15 protein-coding genes are annotated in these 14,821 nt (G+C 37.2%); 6 read left to right on the top strand and 9 right to left on the bottom strand.

Annotated features, from left to right (window positions below; genetic code table 11):
- Positions 1 to 81 precede the first annotated feature (81 nt).
- From PP182_RS20535 to lptB, 4 genes are read left to right on the top strand one after another with little or no spacing between them, the layout of a single operon-like run.
- Positions 82 to 1,047: a KpsF/GutQ family sugar-phosphate isomerase gene (locus tag PP182_RS20535; RefSeq protein ID WP_272653124.1), complete on the top strand. Its 966-nt coding sequence runs from the start codon at positions 82 to 84 to the stop codon at positions 1,045 to 1,047.
- Positions 1,047 to 1,898, top strand: coding sequence for a twin-arginine translocase subunit TatC (tatC, locus tag PP182_RS20540; RefSeq protein ID WP_272653125.1), 852 nt, complete (start codon positions 1,047 to 1,049; stop codon positions 1,896 to 1,898). The genes PP182_RS20535 and tatC overlap by 1 nt, the downstream gene beginning before the upstream one ends.
- The gene (locus PP182_RS20545; protein WP_272653126.1) at positions 1,882 to 2,232 is read left to right on the top strand and encodes a carboxymuconolactone decarboxylase family protein; all 351 of its coding nucleotides are present in this window, start codon (positions 1,882 to 1,884) and stop codon (positions 2,230 to 2,232) included. Before tatC ends, PP182_RS20545 begins: the two co-directional genes overlap by 17 nt.
- Before the next feature lie 52 nt (positions 2,233 to 2,284).
- Positions 2,285 to 3,025: an LPS export ABC transporter ATP-binding protein gene (lptB, locus tag PP182_RS20550; RefSeq protein WP_272653127.1), complete on the top strand. Its 741-nt coding sequence runs from the start codon at positions 2,285 to 2,287 to the stop codon at positions 3,023 to 3,025.
- On the opposite strand, the gene PP182_RS20555 is transcribed toward lptB, so the two are convergent.
- The 9 genes from PP182_RS20555 to PP182_RS20595 all read right to left on the bottom strand — a co-directional run bounded on the left by PP182_RS20555 (position 3,022) and on the right by PP182_RS20595 (position 11,337).
- A complete protein-coding gene (locus tag PP182_RS20555) occupies positions 3,022 to 5,433 on the bottom strand; it encodes a hypothetical protein (protein ID WP_272653128.1) in 2,412 nt (803 codons plus the stop codon). The genes lptB and PP182_RS20555 overlap by 4 nt on opposite strands.
- A gap of 120 nt (positions 5,434 to 5,553) precedes the next feature.
- Entirely contained in the window at positions 5,554 to 6,345 is a 792-nt protein-coding gene (locus tag PP182_RS20560) for an MIP/aquaporin family protein (RefSeq protein ID WP_272653129.1), read from the bottom strand.
- Positions 6,345 to 6,953 (bottom strand): protein-tyrosine-phosphatase, encoded by a 609-nt coding sequence (locus PP182_RS20565; RefSeq protein WP_272653130.1) that lies wholly within the window; start codon positions 6,951 to 6,953, stop codon positions 6,345 to 6,347. Before PP182_RS20565 ends, PP182_RS20560 begins: the two co-directional genes overlap by 1 nt.
- A 73-nt stretch (positions 6,954 to 7,026) precedes the next feature.
- On the bottom strand, positions 7,027 to 7,833 hold the full coding sequence (locus PP182_RS20570) for a DUF4198 domain-containing protein (RefSeq protein ID WP_272653131.1): 807 nt from the start codon (positions 7,831 to 7,833) through the stop codon (positions 7,027 to 7,029).
- Positions 7,834 to 7,904: 71 nt separating this feature from the next.
- A complete protein-coding gene (locus PP182_RS20575) occupies positions 7,905 to 8,282 on the bottom strand; it encodes a DUF4345 domain-containing protein (protein WP_272653132.1) in 378 nt (125 codons plus the stop codon).
- Complete coding sequence (locus PP182_RS20580) at positions 8,269 to 9,567, bottom strand: MFS transporter (protein WP_272653133.1); 1,299 nt, start codon at positions 9,565 to 9,567, stop codon at positions 8,269 to 8,271. The genes PP182_RS20575 and PP182_RS20580 overlap by 14 nt, the downstream gene beginning before the upstream one ends.
- A complete protein-coding gene (locus tag PP182_RS20585; protein WP_272653134.1) occupies positions 9,543 to 9,974 on the bottom strand; it encodes a GyrI-like domain-containing protein in 432 nt (143 codons plus the stop codon). The genes PP182_RS20580 and PP182_RS20585 overlap by 25 nt, the downstream gene beginning before the upstream one ends.
- 74 nt (positions 9,975 to 10,048) lie before the next feature.
- Entirely contained in the window at positions 10,049 to 10,582 is a 534-nt protein-coding gene (locus PP182_RS20590) for a DinB family protein (RefSeq protein ID WP_272653135.1), read from the bottom strand.
- 17 nt (positions 10,583 to 10,599) lie between these two features.
- Entirely contained in the window at positions 10,600 to 11,337 is a 738-nt protein-coding gene (locus PP182_RS20595; RefSeq protein WP_272653136.1) for a CDP-alcohol phosphatidyltransferase family protein, read from the bottom strand.
- 255 nt (positions 11,338 to 11,592) lie between these two features.
- Between PP182_RS20595 and PP182_RS20600 the strand changes: the two genes are divergently transcribed.
- Entirely contained in the window at positions 11,593 to 12,690 is a 1,098-nt protein-coding gene (locus PP182_RS20600) for a lipoprotein N-acyltransferase Lnb domain-containing protein (protein ID WP_442915271.1), read from the top strand.
- Between the two features lie 24 nt (positions 12,691 to 12,714).
- Positions 12,715 to 14,583, top strand: a complete 1,869-nt coding sequence (locus PP182_RS20605; RefSeq protein ID WP_272653138.1) for an ABC-F family ATP-binding cassette domain-containing protein — start codon at positions 12,715 to 12,717, stop codon at positions 14,581 to 14,583.
- The last annotated feature ends 238 nt before the right edge of the window (positions 14,584 to 14,821 follow it).

The raw sequence follows: 14,821 nt of genomic DNA on the forward strand, positions 1-14,821 counted from the left end.
ATAAAATTAAGTTTACGTAATTTTGTATTCTTAAAGATAACACATCTTTTACGAATACCATTGATAAAATTAAACAATACATTGACATCTAGTAACGCTATTCTTGATCTGGCAAAAAGGACAATTGAAAAGGAGCGGGATGCTATAGGCCATCTCACCACACTGTTGGATGAGGATTTTTCAAAAGCCGTTAAGAGCATTCTAAATTCCAAGGGCAGGGTCATTGTTTCCGGTATTGGTAAAAGTGCCATAATTGCTTCCAAAATCGTAGCTACTCTAAATTCAACCGGGACACCTGCCATATTTATGCATGCCGGTGATGCCATTCATGGAGATTTGGGCACTATACAAGATGATGATGTTGTCATATGTATTTCCAAAAGTGGAAGCACTCCAGAAATAAAAATGCTGGTTCCACTAATAAAAAGAGGAAATAACATCCTGATTGGTATGACAGGCAATTTGGATTCCTTTTTGGCCAAACAGGCCAATTTCGTATTAAACACCTATGTAGAAACGGAAGCTTGTCCCAATGGCCTTGCTCCTACCACAAGTACCACGGCTCAATTGGTTATTGGCGATGCACTGGCCATCGTTTTATTGGAACTGAGGGGTTTCAGTAGTGCGGACTTTGCTAAATACCATCCTGGTGGAGCTTTGGGGAAAAGACTATATTTAAGAGTTTCAGATATTGCCAAAAACAATCAAAAACCAGCAGTTCAATTAAATACCGAAGTAAAGCAGGTCATTATAGAAATTTCAAAAAAAATGCTTGGAGTTACGGCCGTTTTAGATGGAAATAAGGTTGTAGGTATCGTTACTGATGGCGACATTCGTAGAATGTTGAACAATCATGATAATATTAAGGGACTAACTGCAGCAGATATTATGTCTACCGAACCGAAAACTGTTGAGATGGATATGTTGGCTATAAAAGCATTAGAAATGATGCAAAACAAAGGGATTTCACAATTGTTGGCAATGGACAAGGGTGAATATGGAGGAGTAATTCATTTACATAACCTTATAAACGAAGGTATTTTATAATGGCAAAAAATACAACCACCCCAGATGAGATGTCTTTTTTGGACCATCTGGAAGAATTAAGATGGCATTTAATCCGTTCCACCTTAGCAATAGTAATCATAGGCGTTGTAGCCTTTGTTTTTAGCAGATTTATTTTTGACATCATCATCTTTGGTCCTTTACAAATGGATTTTCCGACCTATAAATTCTTTTGTGAAGCTGCAACTTCAATAGGGATGGAATCAGATTTCTGCAAGGAAAAAGTTCCTTTCACCATACAAAGTAGAACCATGTCCGGTCAGTTTTCTGCTGATATCTGGACCGCTATTTGGGCGGGTATAATTATTGGCTTTCCCTACATACTTTATGAATTATGGAAATTTATAAGCCCTGGCCTCTATGAAAAAGAACGAAAGCACTCCAAAGGCTTTATTTTCGTTGCCTCTCTTTTGTTCTTCCTTGGCGTATTGTTTGGGTACTATATTGTCGCACCACTTTCTATTAACTTTTTAGGTTCATACCAAGTAAGTGAAATCGTCCTAAATGAATTTGATTTAGACAATTACATAGGTCTTTTAAGGTCCGCCGTATTGGCCTGTGGAATTATTTTTGAATTACCCATAATCATTTACTTTTTAACGAAAGTTGGTTTGGTAACTCCAGAAATTCTGAAAAAATATCGAAAGATTGCATTGGTTATTGTGCTAATATTATCGGCTGTTATTACACCGCCCGATGTCACCAGTCAAATCATTGTAGCCATACCCGTGCTTATACTCTACCAAGTGAGTATCTATATTTCGGCAAGGGTTTTAAAAAGTGAGGCTAAAAAAGAAGCAAAAAGAGCAAAAAGAAATGTCAAATCCAGTTGAGGAATTTAACGCCTATCGTTCTAAGATGAACGATAAAATATTGACGGACAACAATAAGATTATCAAGCGTATCTTTAATTTGGATACCAACGCTTTTACGGAAGGCGCCCTGGACGTAAAAACTAAGGAACTTCTAGGTCTCGTGGCCTCCACCGTTTTGAGGTGTGACGATTGTGTAAAATACCATTTAGAGAGTTCCTACAAGGAGGGTATCTCCAAAGAAGAAGTTATGGAAACCCTAAGCATCGCTACACTCATTGGAGGAACTATTGTAATACCTCATCTTAGAAGAGCTTATGAATATTGGGAAGCTTTGGAAAATCAACAAGGTTAAAGAAGTTATAAATCCTTTTGCATACCATCAATGAAGGGTTAGATTTGGAAAAATGAAGCTAAGAGCAGAAAATATCATGAAATCCTACCGAGGCCGTAGAGTGGTCAAGGGCATTTCTCTTGAAGTAAATCAAGGTGAAATTGTTGGACTTCTGGGACCTAATGGTGCGGGTAAGACTACCTCTTTTTATATGATTGTTGGGCTTATTAAGCCTAATGGGGGAAATATTTATTTGGATGACATGGAAATTACCAAATTCCCCATGTATAAAAGAGCCCAAAACGGTATTGGTTATCTCGCGCAGGAAGCTTCTGTTTTTCGGAAATTAAGTATTGAAAAAAACATCTTAAGTGTACTTCAATTAACCAAATTGAGCAAGAAAGAACAGCTCATGAAAATGGAATCCCTAATAGAGGAATTTGGTTTGGGTCATATTCGGAAGAACCGTGGAGATTTATTATCCGGTGGGGAAAGAAGACGGACTGAAATTGCGAGGGCTTTGGCGACAGACCCCAAATTTATTCTATTAGATGAGCCATTCGCCGGTGTTGACCCGGTAGCCGTAGAAGACATACAACGCATTGTAGCACAGCTAAAAAATAAGAATATCGGTATATTGATAACGGACCACAATGTTCAAGAAACCTTGGCCATTACGGAACGTTCTTATTTGATGTTCGAGGGAGGAATCCTAAAATCCGGTATTCCTGAAGACCTTGCTGCAGATGAAATGGTACGAAAAGTCTATCTAGGTCAAAATTTTGAACTCCGAAAGAAAAAGCTGGATTTTTAATCTGGGTTGATTTGTATTTTTTCCATCAAGGAGAATATTGTTCCATCCATACCAATACCTTCAATAAAAACCTTCAATCGTTCTACATTTAAGTTTCTAAATTTGAAGGATGTGCGACCCTTATTACCTATTACAATATTGGGTTCCCAATGAATAGTTCCAAAGTTTTGAAACGATGTATTGTTATAGCTAGCGTATTTGGGGACATAAAATTCCTTTACAGGACTAAATCCGCTTTTTACAGTATGCACAAAAAAATCACTACTTACATATTTTCTACCTAAACCTGGGGCATCCTGATCAGCCCCTTTCTTTGTGTAAACCCTGATTACGCCTCCCGCAGCCCCTTGTTCCCCGTTTCCTGACCGATCTATAAAGTAACTTTCCAATCTTCGGGTAGGAAAATCGATTAATATATTAAAATCGGAATACGGTATGTCATCTACATATAATCTTGGGGAGGGCGGTGTTAATGAGAGTGCGGACGGCCTTTTTGAAGTAATTCTAATTCGGTCATATCCAGTATTGGGTGCTTCCCAAACATTGAATCCACTAGACCTTATTAGGTCCAATAATCTAGGATAGTTACCTTCTGTCTTCTGAGTGACTTTTATCAACCGCCCCTTGCTAACAAATGGGCTAACGTAAACTTCCTCTTCTTTTTTTCCCTCAACGGTAACTTCATTCAGGGCAATTGTATTATCGGGAAGTAAAAAATTAAACTTGCTTGAACCATTGAATTGGTATTCAAATTTAGTACTTAAATATTCCAAAGGACGCTCATGTAGTATATCCAAAGTTGACCCGTCATCTATTCTCACGTATAAATTAGGCTTTGAAAACCTACCATTGGCATCGATTATCGTAAACTTTAAGTTGTCGCCCCTCTCTAAAAGAAAATTTTCCAGGACAAAGCTATCCGAACCCTCTTTCATTTTGATTATTTGTGGAAGCATACCATCCCCTGGGTAGAACATAATATCCTGTTTTTTCCTCAAATCAAAATTCAATTTGCCAAAAATATCAACACCGGTTTCAAAACCTTTTTTAATCAATGGAGGGTTCTCAAAGATATTATCCCAACTATATCTGGACCAACCTTGTGTCAATAACAACAAATCCAAATTGTTATCCTTATTTTCAGAAACATCGGTAAAATAATATTTTGGATTTTCAACGTGTCCCTTTAAATAAGGGCTAAGTAAAAACGTGCTAAAAATATTACTTTGATGTTCATAGGCCTTGGTTTCTTCCGGTAAGATCGAGGCACTAAGAAAATGAGGCCCTTCCCCATTTTGGTTCATTTTTATAATTACAGAAACCGAATCCCGGTCTATGAAATCTATCGATGTTTTAAGTACTCCCCTTTTTATAACCGGTCTGTTAAAAACCAATCTTTCCAATAAAGGTTTACCCTTGCTATCAGTTAATGTAACTATATTGGTTCCAGGGTGCAAAGATGTAGGGTCAAGGATATGCGAAATATAATTGCCATTTTTAGGAAACTCCACTTTCATATGTTTCAAAAGTCCGTCCCTATGAAAAAGTAAGGTATAGGGCTTATTTCCCATTTCAAGTCTTGTCGCAGGATTGGTGCCCAATAATATCATTATCCTGTCAGAAGATACCCTTCTGATAGACATTCCTATTCCTTTTGATTGTATTTGTGGTAATACGGATTTTTGGGACTTCCTTTTGTCATATTGAACAACAGCCGTATAAATCTTATCCTTTTCCGGTAAGAAATCAAATTTTGAAAGACCAAATCTATTGGTTTTAAAAGAGGTTATGGAATCGCCATTATTATAAACTACTCCCGTTATGTCTTGTACTCCATAACCCCGTTTGTTAAGCACTTTAACTCCTACAGTTCCTAGAACCTCGGAAACCAAATGTCCTCCTTCAGGTAAAAATTGAATATCCAGCTCCTTATCTTTAAATTTTCTAATTTCCCTTTTCCCACTTAAGACCTCGAATTGTGAGATAAATGAATCATCCTCACGAAAATTACTTATCCAACTGGTCGATGCCTTTAAAAAATAGGTTCCCTTTTCGAATGTTGAATCTATTAACACCTGGCCTTGGGACAAACCCTCCTTACTGATGAAGAGTTCCTTTTTAATAGGTCGACCCACGGAATCATAAATACTCACATATAGATTTAGTGGTTCCTTTAAAAGATTATTTTTTAATCGATTGTAGAGATATCCTTTAAACCAAAGGTGCTCACCTGTAACGTATGCACTTTTATTTATATGAAGAAAAATGGAGGCCCTAGGTAAACCAAAATAATCTTTAAAGGCAGGCTTAATTTTGCTTTCTACACTCTCATTTTGAGACCATAAGCTTGAGAAAGAGCAAAAGGCAACTAAAAGAAAAAGCGGTATTGACTTGAATAAAAGTTTCATAAAAGCAATTCAAAAAATAATCTAGTGATAAGACTGAAGATAGTGAGGCTAGTATAAAAAAACTAACCGAAAATGGTTGTTTAACCTATTATTAAGAATCGCCATACTATGTTTAAAAATTCAATGAGGGACATTCTTTCTCTTTGTAAACACCAATCTTTGTAAAAAAGCAGCAAACCCGCCAGCCAACAAAGGTGATACAATATATACCGTTAAAAAACTGTAGGGTACAGAAGGCAATGCAGCACTGCCCCACCCCATTAGATAAGCTACCATACGAGGACCAAAATCCCGGGCAGGATTAAGTCCGGCTTGTGTAAAAGGGGCTATCAAACAGATAATTATTGTGACAGTCAATCCTATTACGAAGGGAGTAGTATTATCCACTAGTTTTGGTTTTTCCGTCACCCTTAAAATAACAAATACTAATAGAAAAGTCCCTATAAATTCAGCCCAACACGCCATGTAAACGGAAACAGGCAACAGCGTCTCTAGTCCAGGATTAGGGAAGAATTCCCCAAAATATAGCGCACTTTTATAGGAGTCTGGTGTACCCCGCACTATATGGTTTGCGCCTTCATAAATTGCAATCGCATCAGCAAATAAAAAATACAATAGAAAGCCTGCGAGGAAAGCTCCTATGGTTTGCGACAATATATAAAATGGTAGTTTTCTCCATCGAAGGTTGCCGATAAAACTCATCGCCAGACTTACAGCCGGATTTAAGTGTGCAGGACAATAATTTCGGGTTATAAAAATAGCTATGGCAACCCCAAGTCCCCAAATTATAGCTATTTCCAATAAACTATTAAAAACACCTAGCAAAACAGTTGCGGACACCGAACCGCAACCAAAAAGCACTAAAATAAAAGTACCCAAGGCTTCGCCAAGATATTCCCTAAGTAACTTCATTAAACAATTTTGGAGAAGACGAAATACAATTGAGATGCAATTTCCAAACTACGTTCCTTATATTTTTCGGTTTGTAAATCCGTTTGATCAAAGGCTTTTGGATCATCAAACGTTAAGGGAATCCGTTTTTCCGCACCCGGTATAAAAGGACAATTTTCGTCTGCATGCCCACAAGTCATAATAGCGGCAAAATTAGATGCAGGATTAAAAGTATCATCGAAGGTTTTTGAAAAACCAATTATAGGCATGGTACTAGCACCATATTTTACGGCATAGACCGGATTTTCACCCTTAGAAAGAGCCATAATTTTAAATCCGTTTTCACGCAAGGTTTCTACCACCTTAGGAAATAAAGCGGTAGATTCAGTACCCCCAGAGTAACAGTATACATTATCAATCGCAAAATACCTTGCCATCGTCTGTGCCCATATCTGCGACAAATGACTGCGCCTCGAATTATGGGTACATATAAAATTCAGGTTGATATCTTCACCTCCATTCTTTTTAACCTGAATGTATTCAATAAGCGATTGTAAGACCATATAACGCTTTGCACTTGGGGCGTAAGACTTTAGTTCATGAATCTCTTCCCTAATTTCTTTGAACATTAATTTAATTTTTAATATCGCAATATTACGATTATATTTATCAAAATCATCATGTAGGCCAAAAACGTAACAATTATTTAATCTCAAACGTCAGGGTGGCCCAGTTAGATTCGTAGTCTACTTCATCACCTTCCTTCTTTTCCATATGTATGGTGGCCACATACCACTTACCAACGGAAGTTGGCTTTATGCTTACCATTCCATTGGCGTTTGACTTTACGGAGTTTTCGTTCTCATGGGCATCTTGACCGGGTACGGAGGTACTGTAGTGTACTGTTTGATTGGCCAAGGGTTTACCATTACGCAATAATTTAAAAGCGACCCTATCGCCCAACTTTATTTCAAAAGGATTGTTCAATGGCACAAACTCAACAGGATATCCCAGTGGTTTCATAAAATCTATGGATGTCTCCTCCCCTACCTGTAAAAGGGCTTTTACGTGCTTGGAATATCTTTCTTTGGTTCCTTGGTCAGTTGTTCCCATTTGCTTTCTTTCTGATATGGTATTTTCAAGACCCTCATGCTCCAAATAATCATTGAAAGCTTCGGATTCCATTTCCAATATTCTCGGCAACGTAGAGATTCCGGCAACATAGGTTCCAGCATCACCTGTAGTATAATTTAAATATGTTTTGTTTTCTTCTCCATAATAATCCTCATCAGTCGGTTCAAAAAGATATCCTGGACCTATGATTTTAGCATTAATTATACGGTCTCTTGTAATTTCATTTTCACTGGTGTCGAAAGTTCCATTAAATAAATACAGTTGACCCGAAGTATTTGGCTCCAAAAAATGGGAATCTGTTTTTAAAAACAATTCATGGGAAGAGAAAACAAATATAATGGTCATTAATAACAGTATACGAGCAGTACTTTTCATATATTTTAAGCTTATAAGTTTAGTTTATCTACGAAGGTAAAACATAATAGTTTGTATTTATGCCTCAAAAATTAATTGTAGGTCTTCAAATTATACAAACCCCAACACATAAAAAGAAATTCTAAAATCAACGCTTGTAAAAATAAAGACGAATAACCATCAACCAATAGACTTACTATCCGTCCCAAAGAAATCCCTCCCATAAACAAAGCATTACAAACTGTAGCAGGTCTCCAAAGCTTTTCATTAAAAGCACCCATAAGCCAAAAAATACCGAGACCTAGATAAATTCCCATAATGGCCCTGAAAATATTTTTTAGTTCTAAAGTCTGAACCTCAAAACCAAGTATGAAAGGTATTATTTTAGATGGGTAAATACCGTACACCAAACCGGCTATTATGATAACAACCCCTGAAAGTAATAATTGTAAATGTTTAGGTAAGGCCATCTTTCTTTATTCCGTACAATTTAAAATAACGGTATGCGGCCAATACCCCCACGAACGAAAATCCCGCTAACATATAGAATACCTTTCGATGTCCTTCCATACCAGGATTATTATCCAAAAGATAACCCATGGCCGGGCCTGCAAAGATGTCCGGAGTATATCCAATCAATGATATCAACCCCACCGCCGTACCTGTTAAGACCAAGGGTATTTTTCCACTTTGCATAACGGAAAAGTAAAGTGAGCGAGCAGCATACACACCAGCGGCCAAAATAAAAATTGAAAAAAGAAATACAAATGTCGATGTCTGTACTACCAGTCCTGTTGCGAATAACACCGATCCTGAAAAAGCGACAATAAAACTTATTAAAAGCCATAAACTGGGTCTTGAACGATCAGCGAGTATACCGATGCTAAAACCAATAACTGGCCTTATAAATAGCAAGAAAGTACCTGTTTTGGCCGCGTCTACTTCGTTATATAACATAACATCTTGAGCATATAACGATATATCATCTGTGAGCTTATAACCTACATAAGCACATAGAATAATAATCATTAACAATAATACGGATGGCAACCTTAATACCTCACCAATTTGTGAGATGGTAATTTTTTCAATGGTTATTTCCTTTTCCAAAGAGCCTGGAAGTTTCATAAAAAACCAAACTAGCATACCTACAATGGCAACGATTCCAGAGGATACTAAAATTACTCTTCTAAATGCATACCTACTATCTGCTAAACTTGCCGTATCCAAATCCCCTGTCATAAAAAAAGAAAAGACAAGAACCCCTAATGTTCCGAACAAAGCCCCAACAAGCCCTCTACCCCCATCCAAAAAACCAAAAGCTCTCCCTTGGGCCTTTTTCCCACCCCATACCCGAGTGGCCTTGATCATCGGCGACCAAAAAAGAAATATAGTTGTAAACCCCCAAAATCCGTATAATAATTGAAGTGATCTGTAATTCGGAAACGTGGCAAAAATCACCCCTCCAGCGGCAGTACACCAAAGGGCGATTGCAATTAACTTCCTTGGCAAAAACTTATCTGCAAGTGGACCTCCCAATAAGTAGGACACTAGGGCTACAAAACCATAAACGGAAAAGCAAAGACCCAATTCAACATTGTTCAACTCAAACACCTTTAAGAAAGTAGGTCTAAAAACCCGCTGCAATACAAAGGGTAAAATAAAAACACTTTCCCCTGCCAGAATAAGTAAGGCCAAATAGTACCAAGGGGCTTTTTTGTCTTCTATCATTACTTCGATTGAATTGGGATCCATATTTCCTCTTCAGAGTTAGGATTATTATTCCTATACTTTTCACCTAAGACTTCAAAATGTGGTCGATTATCTAACTCATATGGAGAACTGGGCAACCATTCATTGAAAATATATTGAAAAATCTTTGAATCATTACTGGGGCCTTTATACTCAAAAACAGCATAATCCCCTTCCCCTAAAACGAAATGCTTCATTTCTTTAGGAAGTTCTGTTACCTCGGAAACTTCTACAGTAGCCCACTTTTCAAAATTCCGGGTAGGGTCAAAATCCTTAAAATATCCTTTGGGGTAATTTTGGAGTGAAATATAGTCTTTTGAAGTTCTATTTTTCACATGTGACAGCTTTGGGAAAGATTTACTCCATAGCTCTACTGTTCTATTTTCGATTAAATTCATTGAAAGTCGCATACCTATCAGATTTCTTTGGGGAGAATTTGTTATTCGCGGATCGACTTTCAAGGTTTTAATATTTATTTAATTACTTAGAGCTTTTCTTGTTGTTCTTTTAGAACACTAGAAGTAACCAACAATTGACCAATATGTCTTTGGCTGTGCTCGGCGGCATGGAATAAAAGTCCCAATACCGTAGAGGGAAGCTTTTTTCTACCAACAATTCTTACTTCTTTTAGCGTTTCCTCTGAAATGGACCTAAAATAGCTTATAGCTTTTTCTACCTGCTCCGTAAAATTTTTATACAAATCTGCGCTTTTAATATCATTGTCGGGCTTTCCCTCATTTTTTAATTCTTTAAATTGTTCCTTGGATAAGCTTTTACCTGCTGCATAAGTCATCATTCTGTCTAGCACACCTGTAATGTGTTGTGCATGAAAACCAACGGAAGCCCTACCTTCTAATGCCTTCCAAAGCAACTCTTCTGGAAAATCCAATAGATATTTACCAAGTTCTTTATTCGATTGTAAAAGCGCATGTGCTGCTGGCTGAAGCAAAGAGGGAACACCCTCAACGGGTCCTCGCAACCAATATTCCAACGTGTCATTATTTTTTGAGTCTGACATTTTCTAAAACAAGCTTCTTAAAACTTTTCCTGGATAAAGGAACTAAGAATGTAAAATAAGATGATAAATGGTATGGCCAAAAACTGCATGGTAATAATCATAACTAAACTTACTACAAGAAAAATATAGCGCATAGCATTATCCTTAAAGCTCCAATTGTTGAATTTTAATGCAAAGAGTGATAGGCTACAATTAAGTAAATAGGCGCTTAATATGGTTAATAATACCAAGAACCACGGATTTAAAATAACCTCATTTACGGTATCACTCCCATTATAAAATAAGATTAAGGGTAGGGATAAAATCATTAAGGCATTGGCCGGTGTGGGTAAACCTATAAAAGAGGATACTTGATTCTCGTCCAGATTAAAATTGGCCAATCGATAAGCAGAAGCCATGGTAATAAGGAAACCAAAAAAAGGTAATAGGGAAATCCATGTAAATTCATTGTTCTCCAAAAAAGAAACCCCATCTAGATTCCACCCTCCACTTTGCGACATGGCCAACAATTGAAACATAACGATACCAGGAACTAATCCACTGGTGATCATATCGGCTAGTGAATCCAATTGCAGCCCCAATTCGCTTTTCACATCCAAAACCCTTGCGGCAAGACCATCGAAAAAATCAAAAAATATACCAAGAGCAACAAAAATAGCTGCCATTTCCAATTTGTTCATTACAGCAAATACCGTAGCCACACAGCCACAGAATACATTGAGTAACGTTATGAAATTAGGAATGTGCTTTTGCATGGTTTCAGAATCAATTTAATTCACAATTCGCGATGCGACCAAGGGCGTATTCAAAGGTATAAAGTGTAGATTTATAACTTAACCTCGAAACCACCCGAGTCTCGATTATCGAGTAAAAATAAGATAAATTGGTTATTATTCGCATCTTTGCCAAGGTATCTACCAAATTGCAACATGTTACGAAGAACACTTTTATTTTTTCTATTTCTAACCATCGGTTTAAGGGGTTTCTCTCAAGAGTTCCAAATATCACCATTGTCGAAAATTAGTTTGCTTACAGTAGGTACCGGGGAAGATTTAGCGGCAAAATTTGGACATAGCGCCATTCGTTTTAAAGACCCAACATTGGGTATTGACGAAGTATACGGATATGGTACCTATGACTTTGAGGACCCTAATTTTTATCTAAATTTTACGAGAGGGAAATTAGCCTATACTATTTCCAGGATGCCTTTTAAATACTTTGAACGAAGTTATCAAATTGAGCAAAGATGGATTAAAGAGCAGGAACTTGACCTCAGTTTATCACAAAGAAAAGAGATTGTTGCCTTTCTGGATCAGAATCTGTTGCCGGAAAACAGAAAGTATAAATATGATTTTCTTTTTGACAATTGTGCAACTAGGATACCCGAAGTGTTCGAGGAAACCTTGGGCAATGCGCTACAATTTGACTTTTCTTATTTAGAGGAGCAATATACATTTAGAGAACTCATCCATCAAAATCTAGCAATAAACTCCTGGTCCAATTTCGGTATAGATTTAGCATTGGGGGCTGTCATCGATAGAAAGGCGACAACTTACGAACATATGTTTTTGCCTTTATATGTTTACAAGCAAATGAAACATACATCGTTAAATGGAAAACCTTTCGTTAAAAACGAAACTGTACTTTTAGCTGTTCCTCCAAAAAAAGACAATTCCATTTTTTTTCTATCCCCAATATTTTGGCTTTCTATATTTACCCTCATTGTAGCTTATGTCACGTATTTGGATTACAAAAGGAAATCCAGAACTATTTGGTTAGATATTGCTCTTTTTGGATTTACCGGACTTACAGGAATACTAATTGTGTTCTTGTGGTTCTTTACGGACCATGACGCAACAAAGATGAACTTTAATGTACTATGGGCCTTTGCACCCAATCTAATTTTGACCTTTCTAATAATGAAAAAAAAACCAAGTAACTGGGTCAAATATTATGTCATCCTCTTATTGCCCCTGCTGTTACTAACTGTTTTGCTATGGGTATTCAAAGTTCAAATATTTTCTGTTCTGATAGTTTTCATTTTATTGAGTTTGGCTATCAGGTATATATTTTTGTTTAATCACCTGACAAAAAGGTATAATTCCTAACCACTAATTTCCGTAAACTTCTAGATGAACCTACTCACTGTTGAAAATATTTCCAAATCCTATGGGGAACTTGTTCTATTTGAAAATCTTTCGTTCGGAATAAATAAGGATCAGAAAATCGCGCTTATTGCGAAAAATGGAACAGGAAAAACTTCTATTTTAAATATTCTTTCCGGAGCGGACCTACCAGATTCGGGACAAGTGAATTACCGCAAGAGTACCCGCGTTTCATTTTTGGATCAGGAACCCAAGTTAAACCCTGATTTGACTGTGGAAGAGACTATTTTTGCATCGGACAATGAGATATTACAAGTCATCTCGAATTATGAGGAAGCACTCACAAACCCTGAGGATGCCGATAACTACCAAAAGGCATTCGAGGCCATGGATAGGTTTGAGGCCTGGGACTTTGAAACCCAGTATAAACAGATTCTCTTTAAATTAAAGTTAGAGGACCTCAATGCCAAGGTGGAAAAATTATCAGGCGGACAAAAAAAGCGCTTGGCTTTGGCCAACGCACTTATTAATAGGCCAGACCTTTTAATATTGGATGAACCAACCAACCATCTTGACCTAGAAATGATCGAGTGGCTAGAAGAGTATTTCGCCAAGGAAAATCTCACATTGTTCATGGTGACCCACGACCGCTATTTTTTGGAAAGGGTTTGCAACGAAATTTTGGAACTGGAAAATGGCAAACTCTATCCGTATAAAGGGAACTACTCATATTATTTGGAGAAAAAGGAAGCACGCTTAGAGCAGGAAGCCGTTGAACACCATAAAACAGAAATACTTTACAAAAAAGAACTGACTTGGATGCGTAGGCAACCTAAGGCCAGGACCACAAAATCCAAATCTAGAATAGACGATTTCAACACCATAAAGGAAAAAGCGAGTCAACGAAGAAAGGAACACGAAGTTCAATTAGAACTGAACATGGAAAGGATGGGCAATAAGATTGTTGAAATCCACAAAATATCAAAGTCCTTTCCAAATAAGCTTATCCTGGACAAGTTCGAATACTCCTTTACGAAAGGAGAACGTGTTGGGATTATTGGTAAGAATGGAACAGGAAAATCTACCTTTTTAAATATCCTAACCGGAAGGGATGAAGCAGATAGTGGTAAAGTGGTCATTGGTGATACTATCAAATTTGGATATTATACTCAAAAGGGTATTCAAATTAAAGAAGGCCAAAAAGTAATAGATGTCATCCGTGAGTACGGGGATTTTATTCCATTAATGAAAGGAAGGCAAATATCTGCGCAACAATTGTTGGAGCGGTTTCTTTTTGATAGAAAAAAACAATACGACTTTGTAGAAAAACTAAGTGGTGGTGAACGAAAGCGATTATATCTGTGTACCGTTTTAATTCAAAATCCTAATTTTTTGATTTTGGATGAACCTACCAACGACTTGGATATTGTAACACTCAATGTTCTAGAAAGCTTTTTGTTGGATTTTCCAGGCTGCCTCATTGTGGTTTCACATGACCGTTACTTCATGGATAAAATAGTGGACCACTTATTTGTCTTTAGAGGAGAGGGCGTTGTAGAGGATTTTCCAGGTAACTACTCTGATTATAGAACGTATGAGGATAGCAAAGTTATAGAGGAAAGGGAGCAAAAGGATAAATCGGAACCCACTAAAAACACTTGGAAAGAACCTGAAAAGACCAAGCTATCCTATATGGAGCAAAAGGAATACAAAAGCTTAGAAAAGGAAATAAAGCAGCTGGAAAACAAAAAGCAAGAAATACAAAAAAAGTTTACGGACACTTCTCTCTCAGGTGAAGATATTGAAGCGCTATCTATTGAATTAGGTGAAATTTCAGATCGCATTGATAAAAAAACCGAAAGGTGGTTTGAGCTGGCCGATCAAATGGAAAGATAAATCCATAACCTTATTCTACCATTTCAGGCGTCAGATCACCGTTCCCGGTTAAATATTGATTCATTAGTTGCTCCAGTATGATGTATAACATCGATTAAAAACACATTTTTTCCGGTAAGCTGTTTTTTACTCCTCGGTCGTTTATCGAACTAAATCTACACTTGGTCCGAATCGTTGTCGGATAACGAGAAACGCGTGTTTTTCAACGAATCGCCACCCCCCAAAATACACTTGCGGT

The organism is Maribacter sp. PR1 (genome assembly GCF_028464145.1).
GTDB lineage: Bacteria > Bacteroidota > Bacteroidia > Flavobacteriales > Flavobacteriaceae > Maribacter.